The 15,378-nt window shown below is 71.9% G+C and carries 15 protein-coding genes; 5 read left to right on the top strand and 10 right to left on the bottom strand.

The window, feature by feature from the left end; translation table 11 throughout:
• Positions 1–36: 36 nt before the first annotated feature.
• Entirely contained in the window at positions 37–1,191 is a 1,155-nt protein-coding gene (locus IE219_RS03210) for an adenosine deaminase (RefSeq protein ID WP_189974902.1), read from the bottom strand.
• 105 nt (positions 1,192–1,296) lie between these two features.
• On the opposite strand from IE219_RS03210, the gene IE219_RS03205 reads away from it, so the two are divergent.
• A complete protein-coding gene (locus IE219_RS03205) occupies positions 1,297–2,124 on the top strand; it encodes a GNAT family N-acetyltransferase (protein WP_189974901.1) in 828 nt (275 codons plus the stop codon).
• 88 nt (positions 2,125–2,212) lie between these two features.
• Complete coding sequence (locus IE219_RS03200; RefSeq protein WP_189974900.1) at positions 2,213–2,989, top strand: alpha/beta hydrolase; 777 nt, start codon at positions 2,213–2,215, stop codon at positions 2,987–2,989.
• Here IE219_RS03200 and IE219_RS03195 read toward each other — a convergent pair.
• Positions 2,975–3,958, bottom strand: coding sequence for a LysR family transcriptional regulator (locus tag IE219_RS03195; protein WP_189974899.1), 984 nt, complete (start codon positions 3,956–3,958; stop codon positions 2,975–2,977). The genes IE219_RS03200 and IE219_RS03195 overlap by 15 nt on opposite strands.
• Before the next feature lie 62 nt (positions 3,959–4,020).
• Here IE219_RS03195 and IE219_RS03190 point away from each other — a divergent pair, with 62 nt between their 5' ends.
• The 3 genes from IE219_RS03190 (at position 4,021) to IE219_RS03180 (ending at position 7,143) form a co-directional block, all read left to right on the top strand.
• Positions 4,021–5,280: an MFS transporter gene (locus tag IE219_RS03190; RefSeq protein ID WP_189974898.1), complete on the top strand. Its 1,260-nt coding sequence runs from the start codon at positions 4,021–4,023 to the stop codon at positions 5,278–5,280.
• Between the two features lie 101 nt (positions 5,281–5,381).
• Positions 5,382–6,089: a L,D-transpeptidase family protein gene (locus IE219_RS03185; RefSeq protein WP_189974897.1), complete on the top strand. Its 708-nt coding sequence runs from the start codon at positions 5,382–5,384 to the stop codon at positions 6,087–6,089.
• 82 nt (positions 6,090–6,171) lie between these two features.
• Positions 6,172–7,143: a sigma-70 family RNA polymerase sigma factor gene (locus IE219_RS03180; RefSeq protein ID WP_189974896.1), complete on the top strand. Its 972-nt coding sequence runs from the start codon at positions 6,172–6,174 to the stop codon at positions 7,141–7,143.
• Here IE219_RS03180 and IE219_RS03175 read toward each other — a convergent pair.
• The 8 genes from IE219_RS03175 to IE219_RS03140 all read right to left on the bottom strand — a co-directional run bounded on the left by IE219_RS03175 (position 7,140) and on the right by IE219_RS03140 (position 15,192).
• A complete protein-coding gene (locus tag IE219_RS03175) occupies positions 7,140–7,439 on the bottom strand; it encodes an STAS domain-containing protein (RefSeq protein WP_229849550.1) in 300 nt (99 codons plus the stop codon). The two genes, IE219_RS03180 and IE219_RS03175, sit on opposite strands and share 4 nt — an antisense overlap.
• Before the next feature lie 10 nt (positions 7,440–7,449).
• Complete coding sequence (locus IE219_RS03170) at positions 7,450–8,043, bottom strand: Uma2 family endonuclease (RefSeq protein ID WP_189974895.1); 594 nt, start codon at positions 8,041–8,043, stop codon at positions 7,450–7,452.
• Positions 8,044–8,153: 110 nt separating this feature from the next.
• Positions 8,154–9,431 carry a thymidine phosphorylase gene (locus IE219_RS03165; RefSeq protein WP_189974894.1) on the bottom strand — a complete coding sequence of 426 codons (1,278 nt, stop codon included), beginning with the start codon at positions 9,429–9,431 and terminating at the stop codon, positions 8,154–8,156.
• Between the two features lie 85 nt (positions 9,432–9,516).
• Positions 9,517–9,912 (bottom strand): cytidine deaminase, encoded by a 396-nt coding sequence (locus tag IE219_RS03160; protein ID WP_189974893.1) that lies wholly within the window; start codon positions 9,910–9,912, stop codon positions 9,517–9,519.
• On the bottom strand, positions 9,909–11,171 hold the full coding sequence (locus IE219_RS03155) for an ABC transporter permease (protein WP_189974892.1): 1,263 nt from the start codon (positions 11,169–11,171) through the stop codon (positions 9,909–9,911). The genes IE219_RS03160 and IE219_RS03155 overlap by 4 nt, the downstream gene beginning before the upstream one ends.
• A complete protein-coding gene (locus IE219_RS03150; protein WP_189974891.1) occupies positions 11,168–12,286 on the bottom strand; it encodes an ABC transporter permease in 1,119 nt (372 codons plus the stop codon). Before IE219_RS03150 ends, IE219_RS03155 begins: the two co-directional genes overlap by 4 nt.
• Positions 12,283–13,944 (bottom strand): ABC transporter ATP-binding protein, encoded by a 1,662-nt coding sequence (locus IE219_RS03145; protein ID WP_373298750.1) that lies wholly within the window; start codon positions 13,942–13,944, stop codon positions 12,283–12,285. The genes IE219_RS03150 and IE219_RS03145 overlap by 4 nt, the downstream gene beginning before the upstream one ends.
• Before the next feature lie 192 nt (positions 13,945–14,136).
• Positions 14,137–15,192 carry a BMP family lipoprotein gene (locus IE219_RS03140; protein ID WP_189974889.1) on the bottom strand — a complete coding sequence of 352 codons (1,056 nt, stop codon included), beginning with the start codon at positions 15,190–15,192 and terminating at the stop codon, positions 14,137–14,139.
• Positions 15,193–15,378 lie beyond the last annotated feature (186 nt).

The raw sequence follows: 15,378 nt of genomic DNA, 5'->3' as shown, positions 1-15,378 counted from the left end.
GTGTCGCGCGCGCCGGGCGCCCACCGCCCCCTTTCCTCACTCCCCCGGAGTGGAAGACCCGCTGGTCGCGACGGTCTGCCGGAAGAGCCACTCGGACTTCAGTTCGGCATATCCGGGCTTGATCACGTCATTGATCATGGCCAGCCGTTCATCGAAAGGAATGAACGCTGATTTCATCGCATTGACCGTGAACCACTGGAGATCGTCGAGCGTGTAATCGAAGGCGTCGACCAGCAGCTCGAATTCCCGGCTCATGCTGGTGCCACTCATCAGACGGTTGTCCGTGTTCACGGTCGCCCGGAAGTGCAGCTTGCGCAGCAGCCCGATGGGGTGCTCGGCGTACGAGGCGGCGGCGCCGGTCTGGAGGTTGGAGGTGGGGCACATCTCCAGCGGGATCCGCTTGTCCCGGACGTACGCGGCCAGCCGGCCGAGGGTCACCGCGCCGTCCTCGGCGACCTCGATGTCGTCGATGATCCGCACGCCGTGGCCGAGCCGGTCGGCGCCGCACCACTGGAGCGCCTGCCAGATCGACGGCAGGCCGAACGCCTCGCCCGCGTGGATGGTGAAGTGGTTGTTCTCCCGCTTCAGGTACTCGAAGGCGTCGAGGTGGCGGGTGGGCGGGTAGCCGGCCTCGGCGCCCGCGATGTCGAAGCCGACGACGCCGTCGTCCCGGTAGCGGTTGGCCAGCTCCGCGATCTCCAGGGCGCGGGCCGCGTGCCGCATGGCGGTCAGCAGGGCGCCGACGCGGATCCGGTGCCCGGCCTCGCGGGCGAGCCGCTCGCCCTCCCGGAAGCCCTCGTTGACCGCCTCGACGACCTCTTCGAGGGTGAGTCCGGCCTCCAGGTGCTGTTCGGGGGCGTAGCGCACCTCGGCGTAGACCACGCCGTCCTCGGCCAGGTCCACGGCGCACTCGGCGGCGACCCGGACCAGCGCCTCGCGGGTCTGCATGACGGCGCAGGTGTGGGCGAAGGTCTCCAGGTAGCGCTCCAGGGAGCCGGAGTCGGCGGCGTCCCGGAACCAGGCGCCCAGCTTGTCGGGTTCGGTCTCGGGGAGCTTCGAGTAGCCCTGCGCGCGGGCGAGTTCGATGATCGTGCCGGGGCGCAGTCCGCCGTCGAGGTGGTCGTGGAGCAGCACCTTCGGGGCACGGCGGATCTGGTCCGCGGTGGGGACGTGGGTTGTCTGGCTCGTCATTGCCGCACTCTAGCCCCTACGCGCGTAGAACGCGCCTCGTCGGGACCGGCGCCGCCCCCAGGTTTTTCCGGTGCGGGTCCCGGAACCGCCGCCTAGGCTGCCGGGATGAGCACCGCCCCCGGCACCACCGGCCCCGACCCCGGCACCACCTCCCCGACCGGCACCCGCGACGGCGACGCCGCTGAACTCCGGCGCATCCACGGCTTCCTGTCCGCCTTCACCCGCCGACAGGCCGCCCGGACCGTCGACTTCCCCGGCGGCTTCGCCGCGCTGAACGACGCCTACGCGCTCTCGCACGGCGACAACCACGTCCTCGTGGACGGCCCGACCGACCCGGACGCCCTGCCCGGACGGGTCGACGAACTCCTCGCCCACCTCCCCCACCGGACCGTCTACGTCCTCGACACGGCCGTCGCGGCGGCCTGCGCGGGGCCGCTGGAGCGGGCCGGGTACACCCGCGCGACCGTGCTCCTCATGCGGCACACCGGCCCGGTGCCCGAACTCGGCGGGGCCCGCGAGGTGGACCTCCCGGCCCTGAGCGGCCCCGTCGCGGAGAGCTGGCGCCGCTTCCTGCCCGACGTCGGGGAGGAGGTGATCCGGGACCTGGTCGGGCGGCGCGAGGCCCGCCGGCGCGGCACCTCCGACGTCCGCTTCCTCGCCTCCCACGACGAGTGGGGCGAGGTCGCCTCCTGGGCCGACCTCTATCTGGACCCGGTCGCCGGGGTGGCACAGGTCGAGGACCTGGTGACGGCCGCCTCCCACCTGCGGCAGGGTCACGCCGGGGTGGTCCTGGACACGGCGCTGCGGCTCGCCGCCGGGGCCGGCTGCGCGACCGTCTTCCTCTCCGCGCTCGCCGACGACTGGCCGCGCCGCTGGTACGAGCGGCGCGGCTTCGTCCCGGTCGGCGCGGTGGAGTGCTTCGAACGCGCGTAGGGGCCCCGGGAGTTCGCCTGAAGGACGATACGTAACAGAGACCGCGCGTACGACTGCCGTACACCTCCGATTCTGAGACTGTTCTGTCATGGCGCAGTACGCACTCGTGGGGACCGCCGACGGCCGGAGACCCCGGCTCGGTCGGCCTGTCGGGGTTTCACGGTCCGCGACGGCGGTGGGCGGCGTGGTGCTGCTCCTGCCGGACGGGGAACCGGTGTCGGGCCGCCGGGCGTCGGCCCGCGCGCACGCCGCCGCGCTGCCGATGGCGCGCGCACTGGCCCGCGCCGGACGGGCGGACGGGCTGCTCGCCCAGGTGGTCCGCTACCGGGGACGGGGCTGGAACGGCGCCGACGCGGAACTCGCGGCGGACGCCTCCTGGGCGATCGCCGAGGCGGTGCGGCGCCACGGCGACGTACCGGTCTGCCTCGTCGGCCACGGCATGGGCGCGCGGGCCGCGCTGCGCGCCGCCGGGCATCCGGCGGTCGGCGCGGTGATGGCGCTCGCGCCCTGGCTGCCGGAGGACGACGTCGCCGCCGAGCCGGAGCCGGTGCGGCAGCTCACCGGCCGCCGGGTGCTGATCGTGCACGGCACCGACGACGCCGCGACCGACCCCGAGCTCTCCTTCCGCTACGCGGTGCGCGCCAAGAAGGCGAACCGGGAGACGTGCCGCTTCGAGGTGCACACCGACGGGCACGCGCTGCGCCAGTACGCCTCCGAGGTGCGGGCGCTCGCCGCCGACTTCGCGCTCGGCGCGCTGTTCGGCCGGCCGGTGGCCCGGCCGCTGACGGACGCGATGGCCGCGCCGCCGCCGATCGGGCTGCGGATGCCGCTGGCGGCGGGCTTCGGCGGCTCACGCCGGCGCTGAGGACTCCCCCGCCGCCCCCTTGGGCAGCAGATGGCCCCGGCGGCCCAGCAGGAACTTCTTGAAGGCGGCCACCGGGGCGGTGTCCGGGTGGCCGTCGAGCCAGGCCACCCCGATCTCGCGGACCGCGCGCGGCGCCGTCACGGTCAGCTCCACGACGCCGGGGCGCGGCACGGCGGGCGGCGGCAGCAGGGCCACCCCGAGGCCGGCCGCGACCAGGCCGCGCAGCGTCTCGGCCTCCTCGCCCTCGAAGGCGACCCGGGGCGTGAAGCCGGCCTCGGCGCACAGGTCGTCGGTGATGCGGCGGAGCCCGTAGCCCGGTTCCAGGGTCACGAAGGTCTCGTCGGCGGCCTCGGCGAGCCGGACCCGCTTGCGGCCGGCGAGGCGGTGGTCGTCGGGGACGACGAGCCGCAGCCGCTGCTCGTCGAGGCGGCGGCCGACCAGGTCGGGGGCGTCGGGGACCGGGGAGGTGAGGCAGAGGTCGAGCTCGCCGGCCCGGAGCCGTTCGATCATCGCCTCGCCGTAGTTCTGCACCAGGGTGAAGCGGACCCGGGGGTGGTCGACGCGGAAGGCCCGGATCAGGGCCGGGACGGTCTCCGAGCCCATGGTGTGCAGGAAGCCGAAGGCGACCCGGCCGGCGGCGGGGTCGGCGTCGGCCCGTACGGTGTCGGCGGCCCGCTCGACCTCGGCGAGGGCCCGCTCGGCGGCGGTGAGGAAGCGGCGGCCGGCCGGGGTGAGGGAGACGGTGCGGCCCCGGCGGGCGAAGAGGGCCACCCCGAGGTCGTCCTCCAGCCGGACCATGGCGCGCGAGAGCGTCGACTGGGGGACGCCCAGTTCGGCGGCGGCCCGGGTGACGTGCTCGTGGCGGGCGACCGCGGCGAAGTAGGCGAGCCGGGGCGCCAGCAGCGATCCCATGTCTTCTTCGTTACTGTTCGGTGACAGGCGAGGCTGTGACCTGTACTCATGCACCATGGGAACGATTACAGCAGTTCCATGCATTGGACGCATGAAACGGGTCGTCCTACGTTCGTGGCATGCCTTCCGCCAGTACCAAGGCGGACGCCACCCTCGCGTCCGCCGACACCCGCCTCGCCCCGGGCGCCCCCGGCCACCGCCGGATGAGCCTCGCCCTCTTCGCCGCCGGCCTCGCCGCCTTCGCGCTCCTCTACTCCACCCAGGCCCTCCTCCCGGCGATCTCCGCCGAGTTCGGCGCCACCGCCTCGGCCGCCTCCTGGACCGTCTCCGCCGCGACCGGCGCGCTCGCCCTGTGCGTGCTGCCGCTCAGCGCGCTGTCGGAGCGCTTCGGGCGGCGCGCGATGATGACCGGCTCCCTCGCGGTCGCGGTCGGCGTGGCGCTGCTCGTGCCGTTCGCGCCGAACCTGGAGGTCCTGATCGCGCTGCGGGCGGTGCAGGGCGCGGCGCTGGCCGGACTGCCGGCCTCGGCGATGGCGTACCTGGCCGAGGAGGTGCGGCCCCGGGCGCTGATCGGCGCCATCGGCCTCTTCGTCGCGGGCAATTCGATCGGCGGCATGAGCGGCCGGATCGTCACCGGCTGGGTGGCGCAGCTGTGGGGCTGGCGGGCCGGTCTGGCCGCCGTCGGCGTGACGTCGCTGCTGTGCGCGCTGGCCTTCCGGGCACTGCTGCCGAAGGCCCGGCACTTCACCCCCGGCACCCTCGACCCGAGGGCGCTGGCCGGGACGGTGCGGGCGCACCTGGCGGACCCGCTGCTGCTGCGGCTGTACGGGATCGGCGCGCTGTTCATGACGGTCTTCGGCGCGGTGTACACGGTGATCGGCTACCGGCTGGCCGAGGCGCCGTTCTCGCTGCCGCCCGGTGTGGTCGGCTCGGTCTTCCTCGTCTACCTGGTCGGTACGGCCTCCTCGGCGGCGGCCGGCCGGCTGGTCGGCCGGATGGGCCGGCGCGGGGCGCTCTACCTGGCGGTCTCCACCACCGCCGCCGGTCTGCTGCTCTCGCTCGGCGAGTCGCTGGCCGCGGTCCTGGCGGGCCTGGTCCTCATCACGGCCGGCTTCTTCGCGGGCCACGCGGTGGCGTCGTCGTCGGTGAGCCGGACCGCGAAGACGGGCCGGGCGCAGGCGTCGGCGCTCTACCAGTCGGCGTACTACCTGGGCTCCAGCGCGGGCGGCACGCTGGGCGCGGTCGCCTTCCACGCGGGCGGCTGGGGCGGGACGGTCGGAATCGGCCTGGTCGCGGTCGCGGGCGTCGTCTCGATCACCCTGTACGGGACGCACAGCGCGCGCGTGGCGGCGCGGCGGCCGCTCCCGGTGACGGCCTGAGAACGGGCATATGACCGTACGGTCACATCCTCGGTCCGGGCGCAACTGACATACTTCCGCGGACGTCCCAGGAGACAGGACTCTAGGGGGAGTTGAAGATCATGAACGGATTCACGCGCCGTGCGGGGAAGCGGGCGGGCATAGCCGCCGGCCTCACCTCGCTCCTGGTGCCGGTGACGGTCGTGCTCGGCGCCGCGCCGGCCCAGGCCGCCTCGTGCAACGTGACGACGGGGCCGTACCAGAAGCAGGTCGAGAAGTTCCTCGGCCGCCCGGTCGACGGGCGCCAGTCGGCCGCCGACTGCACCGCGATCCAGAAGTTCCAGCGCACCCACGGCATCACCCCGACCATGGGGTACGCGGGCCCGCTGACCTGGCAGACGATGAACACGATGCTCCAGCAGAAGGCCGCCGGGACCACCCCGAACAAGGCCGGCACGTGCCCGACCAACAAGGGCCGGATCGCCTGCGTGGACCTCACCCGCCAGCTGTCCTGGATCCAGGACGGCGCCAAGCTGAAGTACGGCCCGGTGCCGGTGCGCACCGGCAAGGACGGCACCGAGACCCGTACCGGCCTCAAGAAGGTCTACTGGCGGAACATCAACCACTGGTCGACGCTCTACAACGTGTCGATGCCGTACGCCCAGTTCTTCGACGGCGGCCAGGCCTTCCACTCGGTCACCAAGTCCATGTGGAACCCGCCCGGCTCGGCCGGCTGCGTCAACATGCGCCCCGCCGACGCCAAGGCGTACTGGAACCTCCTGCGCAACGGCGACGAGGTCTACGTGTACGGGCGCAAGCCGGGAACCTGACCCCGGCTGTCAGTGCGCTGCGGTAGCTTCGCTCTCACCGGCACCGACCGGTGCCGGTGAGGGGTGAGTGGGGTGTGACCCGATGAGCGAAGCCGCGACGGCGACGACCGAGGAACTCGACAAGTACCGCAGGGAGCTGACCGGTTACTGCTACCGGATGCTCGGTTCCTCCTTCGAGGCGGAGGACGCGGTACAGGACACGATGGTGCGGGCCTGGAAGGCGATCGACTCCTTCGAGGGACGCTCGTCGCTGCGGTCCTGGCTCTACCGGATCGCCACCAACGTCTGCCTCGACGCGCTCAACGCGGGCAACAAGCGGGCCCGGCCGATGGACCTGTCCGGCCCGACGCCCGTCGCGCAGGCGCAGCTCGTCAAGCAGCCGGAGATCACCTGGCTGGAGCCGATCCCGGACGGGCGCGTGATGCCGACCGCCGGCGACCCGGCCGAGGCCGCGCTGCACCGGGAGACCGTGCGGCTCGCCTTCGTGGCCGCGCTCCAGCACCTGGCGCCGAAGCAGCGCGCGGTGCTCATCCTGCGCGAGGTCCTCGCGTGGAAGGCCGCCGAGGTCGCCGAACTCCTCGACACCACCGTCGCGTCGGTGAACAGCGCGCTCCAGCGGGCCCGCGCGACCATCGCCGAGCAGGCCCCCGCCGAGTCCGACGCGGCGAACCCGCTGGACGAGGAGCAGCAGGCGCTCCTGGAGCGGTACGTGGCGGCCTTCGAGGGCTACGACATGCAGGCGCTGACCGCGCTCCTCCACGAGGACGCGACCATGACCATGCCGCCGTTCGACCTGTGGCTCCAGGGCCACGAGAACATCGTCGGCTGGATGCTCGGCGTCGGCGACGTGTGCCGCGGCTCGAAGCTGGTCCCGACCGTCGCCAACGGCGCGCCGGCCTTCGCCCACTACCACCCGGACCCGGAGGGCGGCTACAGCCCCTGGGCGCTCATCGTGCTGGAGCTGCGGGACGGGAAGGTGGCCGGGATGGACTTCTTCCTGGACACCCCGCGCTGGTTCCCCCTCTTCGACCTGCCGGAGCGGCTGGACGGCTAGAGCACCTGATCGAGGCCGGTGAGGCGGAGCAGGGCCGTGAGGCCGGGTCCCGCTCCGTGGAAGGTCAGCCGGTGGCCCGCCCGGCGGGCGGCGAGCGCCAGCCGGGCCAGGGCGTCGACGGCGGCGAGCCCGTCCGCCGCCGCGTCGACCCGGCAGCGCACGTCCCCCGGCGGGGCGGCGGCCAGCTCGGCACAGAGCCGGGCGACCTCCTCACGGGTGGGCGCGGCAGGCAGGGCCATGACGAGGGGTCGGCTGGTGTCCACGAGGGGGTGACCGGCCCGAGGGCCGGAACTCATCGCGGCGGGCTCAGGCGGAGGGGAACTCGGCGGTGTCGAGGGTCAGGTCGAACGGGGCGGGGAGGTGGATCTTCTCGCCGAACGGGACGGCGCGCAGGACCCGGTAGACGTCGGAGGCGGGCTGTCCGTAGAGCGTGACCGTCGGCCCGCCCGGCGCCCAGCGGTCGACCAGGAGGTAGAGCGGCACACCGGCCGTGGCGTAGCCGGCGGCCTTCGCGATCCGGTCGTGGTTCGCGTTCGACCGCGAGGTGATCTCCACGACCAGCTCCGCCTCCGCCGCCGGGATGAAGTGGCCGCTGGACTCCCGCAGCGCCGCCTTGGGCGCGACCAGTAGATCGGGGACGTACATGCCCGCCCTCGCGGGGATGGCGACGGCCTGGGTCTGGTAGATGCCCCAGTCCTCCGGGATCACCCGGTACAGCCTGCGCTGGATCTCCTCCGCGATGCCGTTGTGCTGGTTGGCGGGTGACGGTGCCACGGTGATGATCCCCTCGATGATCTCCACCTTGCAGCCCTCGGGCCAGTCCATCGACTCCCAGCGACGGACCAGGTCCTCCCAGCCGTTGCCCGCGTCGGGGTGGGGCTCGGCAGCGAGTGCGCTCATGGTGTGCTCCTCATTCGGTCGTCACCGATCCCAGCATGCCGAACGGGACCGGCGGGGGTCCACCGGTCCCGTTCACCCGAAGGTGTCAGCGGCACATGCCAGAGGTGCTGTTACGCGATGCGGTCCAGGACGATCGGGGTCGCCTTGAAGTCCGTGCCCTCGGGGGCGATGTCCCAGGCGGACGTCAGGGAGCCGAGGGCGTAGTCGAACTTCTCCGGGGTGTCCGTGTGCAGGGTGAGCAGCGGCTGCCCGGCGGTGACCGTGTCGCCGGGGCGGGCGTGCAGTTCGACGCCCGCGCCGGCCTGCACCGGGTCCTCCTTGCGGGCGCGGCCCGCGCCGAGGCGCCAGGCGGCGATGCCGATGTCGTAGGCGTCGAGGCGGGTGAGGACGCCGGAGGACGGGGCCGTCACCACGTGCCGCTCGCGGGCGACCGGGAGGGCCGCGTCCGGGTCGCCGCCCTGGGCGGAGATCATGCGGCGCCAGACGTCCATCGCGGAGCCGTCCTTGAGCGCCTTCGCCGGGTCGGCGTCCTTGAGCCCGGCCGCGTCGAGCATCTCGCGGGCGAGGGCCAGGGTGAGATCCACGACGTCCTGCGGGCCGCCGCCGGCGAGGACCTCGACGGACTCGCGGACCTCCAGGGCGTTGCCCGCGGTGAGGCCGAGCGGAGTGGACATGTCGGTGAGCAGCGCGACGGTCTTCACACCGCTGTCGGTGCCGAGCGCGACCATGGTGGAGGCCAGCTCGCGGGCGTCCTCGATGGTCTTCATGAAGGCGCCGGTGCCGACCTTGACGTCGAGGACGAGGGAGCCGGTGCCCTCGGCGATCTTCTTCGACATGATCGAGGAGGCGATCAGCGGGATGGCCTCGACGGTGCCGGTGACGTCGCGGAGCGCGTACAGCTTCTTGTCGGCGGGGGCCAGGCCGTCGCCCGCCGCGCAGATGACGGCGCCGGTGGTGTCGAGGACGTGCAGCATCTCCTCGTTGGAGAGCAGGGCGCGCCAGCCGGGGATGGACTCCAGCTTGTCGAGGGTGCCGCCGGTGTGGCCGAGGCCCCGGCCGGAGAGCTGCGGGACGGCCGCGCCGCAGGCGGCGACGAGCGGGGCGAGCGGGAGGGTGATCTTGTCGCCGACGCCGCCGGTGGAGTGCTTGTCGGCGGTGGGGCGGGAGAGCGCGTCGAAGTTCATCCGCTCGCCGGAGGCGATCATGGCCGCCGTCCAGCGGGCGATCTCGTCGCGGTTCATGCCGTTGAGCAGGATCGCCATGGCCAGGGCCGACATCTGCTCGTCCGCGACCGCGCCGCGGGTGTAGGCGTCGATGACCCAGTCGATCTGCTCGGGGCTCAGCTCGCCCTTGTCCCGCTTGGTCCGGATGACAGAGATGACGTCCATGTCGTGGTGCCTCTTTCTACGCGCATAGAGGGGGGAACGGGAGGAGCGGCCCTTCCCATGGTGCCGGAAGGGCCGCTCCGAGGTGTTACGGGGCGAGGTGCTCCGGGCCGAAGGCCTGCGGGAGCATCTCCGCCAGGGTGAGGAACCCGGCGGGCGTCTCCAGGACGAGGTCGGGGCCGCCGAACTCGTACAGCAGCTGCCGGCACCGGCCGCAGGGGACGAGGGACTCGCCCCGGCCGTCCACGCACACGAAGTGGGTGAGCCGGCCGCCGCCGGTGGCCTGGAGCTGGGAGACCAGCCCGCACTCGGCGCACAGGCCGAGGCCGAACGAGGCGTTCTCCACGTTGCACCCGGAGACCGTCCGCCCGTCGTCGACGCGCGCGGCGGCGCCGACGGGGAAGCCGGAGTACGGGGCGTACGCGTGGGACATCGCCTCGCGGGCGGCCTTCCGCAGGAGGTCCCAGTCGGGCTCCGCCGTCACTTGCCCTGGCCCTTCCGGTAGGGCAGGCCGTCCGCCTTCGGCATCCGCAGCCGCTGTGCCGACAGGGCCAGCACGAGCAGGGTGGTGATGTACGGGGCGGCGTCGACGAACTGGCTCGGGACCTGGTCGGTGAGGGCGTACCAGAGGAAGAAGCCGGCCGAGAAGACGGCGGCGATCACGGCGGGCACGTACTTCTTCCTGTACAGCTGCCAGACGGTGGCGATCACGAGGAGGACCGCGACGAGCAGCAGCAGCGCGTGGACGTTCTCGGCGCCGCCGCGCAGCTTGAGGCTGTCGGTGAAGCCGAAGAGGCCGGCGCCGAGGGCCATGCCGCCCGGCATCCAGTTGCCGAAGATCATCGCGGCGAGACCGATGTAGCCGCGGCCGCCGGTCTGGCCCTCCTGGTAGATGCCGGTGGCGACGATCGCGAGGAAGGCGCCGCCGAGGCCGGCGAGGGCGCCGGAGGCGGTGACGGCGATGTACTTGTACTTGTACACGTTGACGCCGAGGGACTCGGCCGCGACCGGGTTCTCGCCGCAGGAGCGCAGCCGCAGGCCGAAGGCCGTGCGCCACAGGATCCACCAGGTGGCCGGGATCAGCAGGATCGCGACGACGGTGAGCAGCGACAGGTTGGTGACCAGGCCGCCGAGGATGCCGGCGAGGTCCGAGATCAGGAACCAGTGCTTGCCCTGGAGGGTGGCCAGCCAGTCCGAGAGCCCCGGAACGGTGATGTCGGTGATCTCGTCGATGCGCGGGGACTGCTTGGAGGAGCCGCCCTCGGCCTCGGCGAAGGTGAAGTTCGACAGGTACTGGGTGAAGCCGACCGCCAGGATGTTGATCGCCACACCGGAGACGATGTGGTTCACGTTGAACGTGACGGTGATGACCGCGTGCAGCAGGCCGCCGAGCGCGCCGCCGACGAGGCCGAAGAGGACGCCCACCCAGGGGCCCCACTGGTAGCCGGCCCAGGCGCCGAACCAGGTGCCGAGGACCATCATGCCTTCGAGGCCGATGTTGACGACGCCCGCGCGCTCGGACCACAGGCCGCCGAGACCGGCGAGGCCGATCGGGACGGCGAGCTGGAGCGCGCCGGAGACCTGGCCGACGGAGGTGAGGTCGTCGGCGCCGGAGACGACGCGGACGAGGGAGAAGAGGACGAGGCCGGCCGCGACGATCAGCAGGATCCAGGGCCAGGTGAGCTTGCGGCGCCCGGCCTTCCGGGGTGCGGCGCTCGGCTTGGCGACGGTACCGGTGCTCATGCCGAGACCTCCTTGTCGGTCTTGAGGGCGCCGCCGGCGGCCAGCTCCTCGCCGACCTTCTGCTGCTGGCGCCGGGTGCCGTAGCGGCGGACGAGTTCGTAGGAGACCACCACGGCGATCACGATGATGCCCTGCATGATCTGCGTGATCTCCTTCGGGTAGCCCTCGACGTCCAGCGACGAGGACGCCTTGTCGAGGAACGCGAAGAGGAGGGCCGCGAAGAGGACGCCGACCGGGTTGTTCCGGCCGAGGAGCGCGATCGTGATGGCGGTGAAGCCGACGCCGACCGGGAACGAGAGGCTGTACGTGTGGGTGTCGCCGAGCAGCGTCGGCATGCCGGAGAGGCCGGCCAGCGCGCCCGAGAGCAGCATCGAGGTGAGGATCATCTTCTTGGCGTCCACGCCGCTGGCCTGGGCCGCCGACTCGCTCTCGCCGGTGGCGCGCAGGTCGAAGCCGAAGCGGGTGCGGTTGAGGGCGAACCAGTAGACGACGCCGAGGGCGAGGGCGACGAAGGTGAAGCCGTAGATCTCGCCGTTGCCCTGGCCCATGTCGATGCCGGGGAACCAGCCGGACTCGGCGATCTTGCCGGTGGTCAGGTCGTTGGAGCCCGCGGGCTGGACGCCGAGGTTCTTCGGCAGGATCAGCCAGGCGATCAGGGAGGTCGCGATGGCGTTCAGCATGATCGTCGAGACGACCTCGGAGACGCCCCGGCTGGTCTTCAGGATGCCCGCGATGCCGGCCCAGAAGGCGCCGGTGAGCATCGCGACGAGCACGATCAGCAGGATGTGCAGCGGGCCGGGCAGCTCCACCGAGGCGCCGACCACGGCCGAGACCATCGCCGCGAGGCGGTACTGGCCGTCGACGCCGATGTTGAAGAGGTTCATCCGGAAGCCGAGGGCGACGCCCAGGGCGGCCAGGTAGTAGATCCCGGTCTGGTTGACGATCAGGACCTGGATGTCCGAGTACCCGGCGTTCTCGATCATCAGCCGGATCGGCTCGATCGGGTCGAGGCCCGTGGCGAGCAGCACCAGCATGGTGAGCACGAACGAGGAGACCAGCGCGAGCACCGGGCCCGCGGCCCCGATGATCAGCTTGTCCTTGTCGAATTTCTTCATCGGGCGTCACCGTCTTCGGACTGCTCGGGCTGCGCGGACTGCTCGGCCTGCTCGCCGCCTTCGAGGTGGCCGGAGGCCGCACCGGTCATGGCGGAGCCGAGCTGCTCGGGCGTGATGGTGGCGGGGTCCGCGTCCGCGACGAGCTTGCCGCGGTACATGACCCGGAGGGTGTCGGAGAGGCCGATCAGCTCGTCGAGGTCGGCCGAGATCAGCAGGACGGCCAGGCCCTCGCGGCGGGCGTCGCGGATCGCGTCCCAGATCTGCGCCTGCGCGCCGACGTCCACGCCGCGGGTGGGGTGGGCGGCGATCAGGAACTTGGGGTTGTGGCTCATCTCGCGGCCGACGATCAGCTTCTGCTGGTTGCCGCCGGAGAGGGAGGCCGCGGTCACGTCGATGCCCGGGGTGCGGACGTCGTACTCGCGCACGATCCGCTCGGTGTCCTGGCGGGCGGCCTTCAGGTCGAGGATGCCGCGCTTGGAGTTGGGGGCCTCGGTGACGTGGCCGAGGATGCGGTTCTCCCAGAGGGGGGCCTCCAGGAGCAGGCCGTGCCGGTGGCGGTCCTCGGGGATGTAGCCGATGCCGCCCTCGCGGCGCTTGCGCACCGGGACGGCGGAGAGGTCCGCGCCGTCGAGGCGGATGACGCCCGCGTCGGGCGAGACCATGCCCATGAGGGCTTCGATCAGCTCGGTCTGGCCGTTGCCCTCGACGCCCGCGATGCCGAGGATCTCGCCCTTGTGGATGGTGAGCGAGACGTCGTCGAGGAGCTTGCGGCCGACCTCGGCGCTTTCGTGCACGTACGTGTCGCTGGGCGAGACGACCCGGGCGGCGGACACCTGGGGGACGGCGGTGATGCCGGTCTCCAGCAGGGTCAGCCCCTCGACCTGGAGCATCGGCACGTCGGTGACGGTCGACTCGCGGGTCTCCGGGGAGGGCAGCTCGCTGCCGACCATCAGCTCGGCGAGCTGCTTGGTGGTGGCGGTCCTCGGGTCGGCGGTGCCGACGGTGGTGCCGCGCCGGATGACGGTGATGTCGTCGGCGACCTTCAGGACCTCGCCCAGCTTGTGCGAGATGAAGATGACGGTGAGGCCCTCGGCCTTGAGCTCGCGGAGGTTGTCGAAGAGCGCGTCGACCTCCTGCGGGACGAGGACGGCGGTGGGCTCGTCGAGGATGAGGATCCGGGCGCCGCGGTAGAGGACCTTGAGGATCTCGACGCGCTGGCGGTCGGCGACGCCGAGGTCCTCGACGAGGGCGTCGGGGCGGACCCCGAGGCCGTACGCGTCGGAGATCTCCAGGATCTTCTTGCGGGCCTTGGCGCCGATGCCGTGGAGCTTCTCGCCGCCGAGGACGACGTTCTCCAGGACGGTGAGGTTGTCGGCGAGCATGAAGTGCTGGTGCACCATGCCGATGCCGCGCGCGATGGCGTCGCCGGGCGTGGAGAAGGCGACCTGCTCCCCGTCGATGGCGATGGTGCCCTCGTCCGGCTTCTGCATGCCGTAGAGGATCTTCATGAGGGTCGACTTGCCGGCACCGTTCTCACCGATGAGGGCGTGAACCGTGCCCTTGCGGACGGTGATCGCGATGTCCCGGTTGGCGACGACGCCGGGGAAGCGCTTGGTGATGCCGTGGAGTTCCACGGCCGGGGGGCTGGACGCGTTGATGACGCACTCTCCTTGGCCGGAAGGAGTGGGAGCGGAGGGCAGGGCGGGGCGAAGTTATCGTGCCGGTGCGACATCTACACGCGTAGCGCTGCCGAAAAAGTGAAAACCCGTACGGGAATGGGGCCGGGGCCCGGTCCGGTGGGTGTCCCACCGGGGCCGGGCCCGCGGCGACAGGTCGTGACCTGCGCTTCCTTACGGAGCGGTCTTGACCGTGATCTTGCCGTCGACGATGTCCTTCTTCGCCTTGTCGACCGCGGCGATCAGGTCGGTCATCGCCTTGTACTTCGGGTTGGAGTCGGCCAGGCCGACACCGTCCGTGGCGAGGCCGTAGCGGATCTCACCGGTCTGCGGCTTGCCGTCCTGGACCGACTTGATCAGGTTGAAGACGGAGTCCGAGACGTCCTTGGTGACCGAGGTCAGGATGGAGTCCTTGTACGCCTTCAGACCGGCCTGGTTGTACTGGTCGGAGTCGACGCCGATGGACCACTTGCCGGCCTTGGAGGCGGCCTCGATGGCACCGGAACCGGCCAGACCGGCGGCGGCGTAGACCACGTCGGCGCCCTTGTCGAGCTGGCCCTGGGCGGCGGCCTTGCCGAGGTCGGGCTTGGCGAAACCGTCGAAGTTCGGCGGCTGGGTCAGGTACTGGGTGAGCACCTTCGCCTTGGGGTTGGTGTCCTTGACGCCCTGGACGTAGCCCGCCTCGAACTTCTTGATCAGCGGGACCTCGACGCCGCCGATGAAGCCGACGGTGCCGGTCTTGGACGCCTTGGCGGCGGCGACGCCGGCCAGGTAGGAGCCCTGCTCCTCGTTGAAGACGAGGTTGGCGATGTTCTCGCCGGTGACCGAGGTGTCGTCGATGATGCCGAAGGTGGTCTTCGGGAACTGCTTGGCGACCTTCTCGATGGCCGGGGCGTAGGCGAAGCCGACGCCGATGACCGGGTTGTTGCCGGCGCGGGCCAGCGAGGTGAGGCGCTGGACCTTGTCGGCGTCGCCCTCGCCGGCCGACGGCTCGGCCTCGGCGCCCTTGACCTTGAGCTCGTCCTCGGCCTTCTTCAGACCCGCGTAGGCGGCGTCGTTGAAGGACTGGTCGCCGCGGCCGCCGATGTCGTACGCGATGGCGGCCTTGGTCGCCTTCGAGTCCGAGGAGCCGGAGCCGCTGTCCGAGGAGTTCTTGCCACAGGCGGTGGCGGAGAGCGCGAGCGCCGCGGAGGCGATGCCCACGGTGGTGATCCTGGTGATCCGGCGCAAGAGGAGGGTCCCTTCGAGACTGACCGAAAGCGCCTCTTCCGGCGCTGGTTTCGCCGCGATCGTAACGCGCGTAGATGTCAGTTAAAGACCCGTTCATGAGTCGTTATCGGATCGTCGCGAACCGGCCCGGGGGGAGGCGACCGGGGGCGTTCGGCCCGGTACTGCCGGTTATACCGTCTGGGACAA

This window comes from Streptomyces termitum, from assembly GCF_014650175.1.
Taxonomy (GTDB): domain Bacteria; phylum Actinomycetota; class Actinomycetes; order Streptomycetales; family Streptomycetaceae; genus Streptomyces; species Streptomyces termitum.
The sequence above is the reverse complement of the archived record's forward strand: the minus strand, read 5'-3'. Positions and strand labels throughout refer to the sequence as shown.

Coding starts and splice junctions, on each gene's coding strand:
- IE219_RS03190 (WP_189974898.1), top strand. CDS start 4,021: ATGCCTTCCGCCAGTACCAAGGCGGACGCCACCCTCGCGTCCGCCGAC.
- IE219_RS03150 (WP_189974891.1), bottom strand. CDS start 12,286: ATGAAGAAATTCGACAAGGACAAGCTGATCATCGGGGCCGCGGGCCCG.
- IE219_RS03195 (WP_189974899.1), bottom strand. CDS start 3,958: ATGGTGCATGAGTACAGGTCACAGCCTCGCCTGTCACCGAACAGTAAC.
- IE219_RS03165 (WP_189974894.1), bottom strand. CDS start 9,431: ATGGACGTCATCTCTGTCATCCGGACCAAGCGGGACAAGGGCGAGCTG.
- IE219_RS03185 (WP_189974897.1), top strand. CDS start 5,382: ATGAACGGATTCACGCGCCGTGCGGGGAAGCGGGCGGGCATAGCCGCC.
- IE219_RS03205 (WP_189974901.1), top strand. CDS start 1,297: ATGAGCACCGCCCCCGGCACCACCGGCCCCGACCCCGGCACCACCTCC.
- IE219_RS03210 (WP_189974902.1), bottom strand. CDS start 1,191: ATGACGAGCCAGACAACCCACGTCCCCACCGCGGACCAGATCCGCCGT.
- IE219_RS03200 (WP_189974900.1), top strand. CDS start 2,213: ATGGCGCAGTACGCACTCGTGGGGACCGCCGACGGCCGGAGACCCCGG.
- IE219_RS03175 (WP_229849550.1), bottom strand. CDS start 7,439: ATGAGTTCCGGCCCTCGGGCCGGTCACCCCCTCGTGGACACCAGCCGA.
- IE219_RS03170 (WP_189974895.1), bottom strand. CDS start 8,043: ATGAGCGCACTCGCTGCCGAGCCCCACCCCGACGCGGGCAACGGCTGG.
- IE219_RS03180 (WP_189974896.1), top strand. CDS start 6,172: ATGAGCGAAGCCGCGACGGCGACGACCGAGGAACTCGACAAGTACCGC.
- IE219_RS03155 (WP_189974892.1), bottom strand. CDS start 11,171: ATGAGCACCGGTACCGTCGCCAAGCCGAGCGCCGCACCCCGGAAGGCC.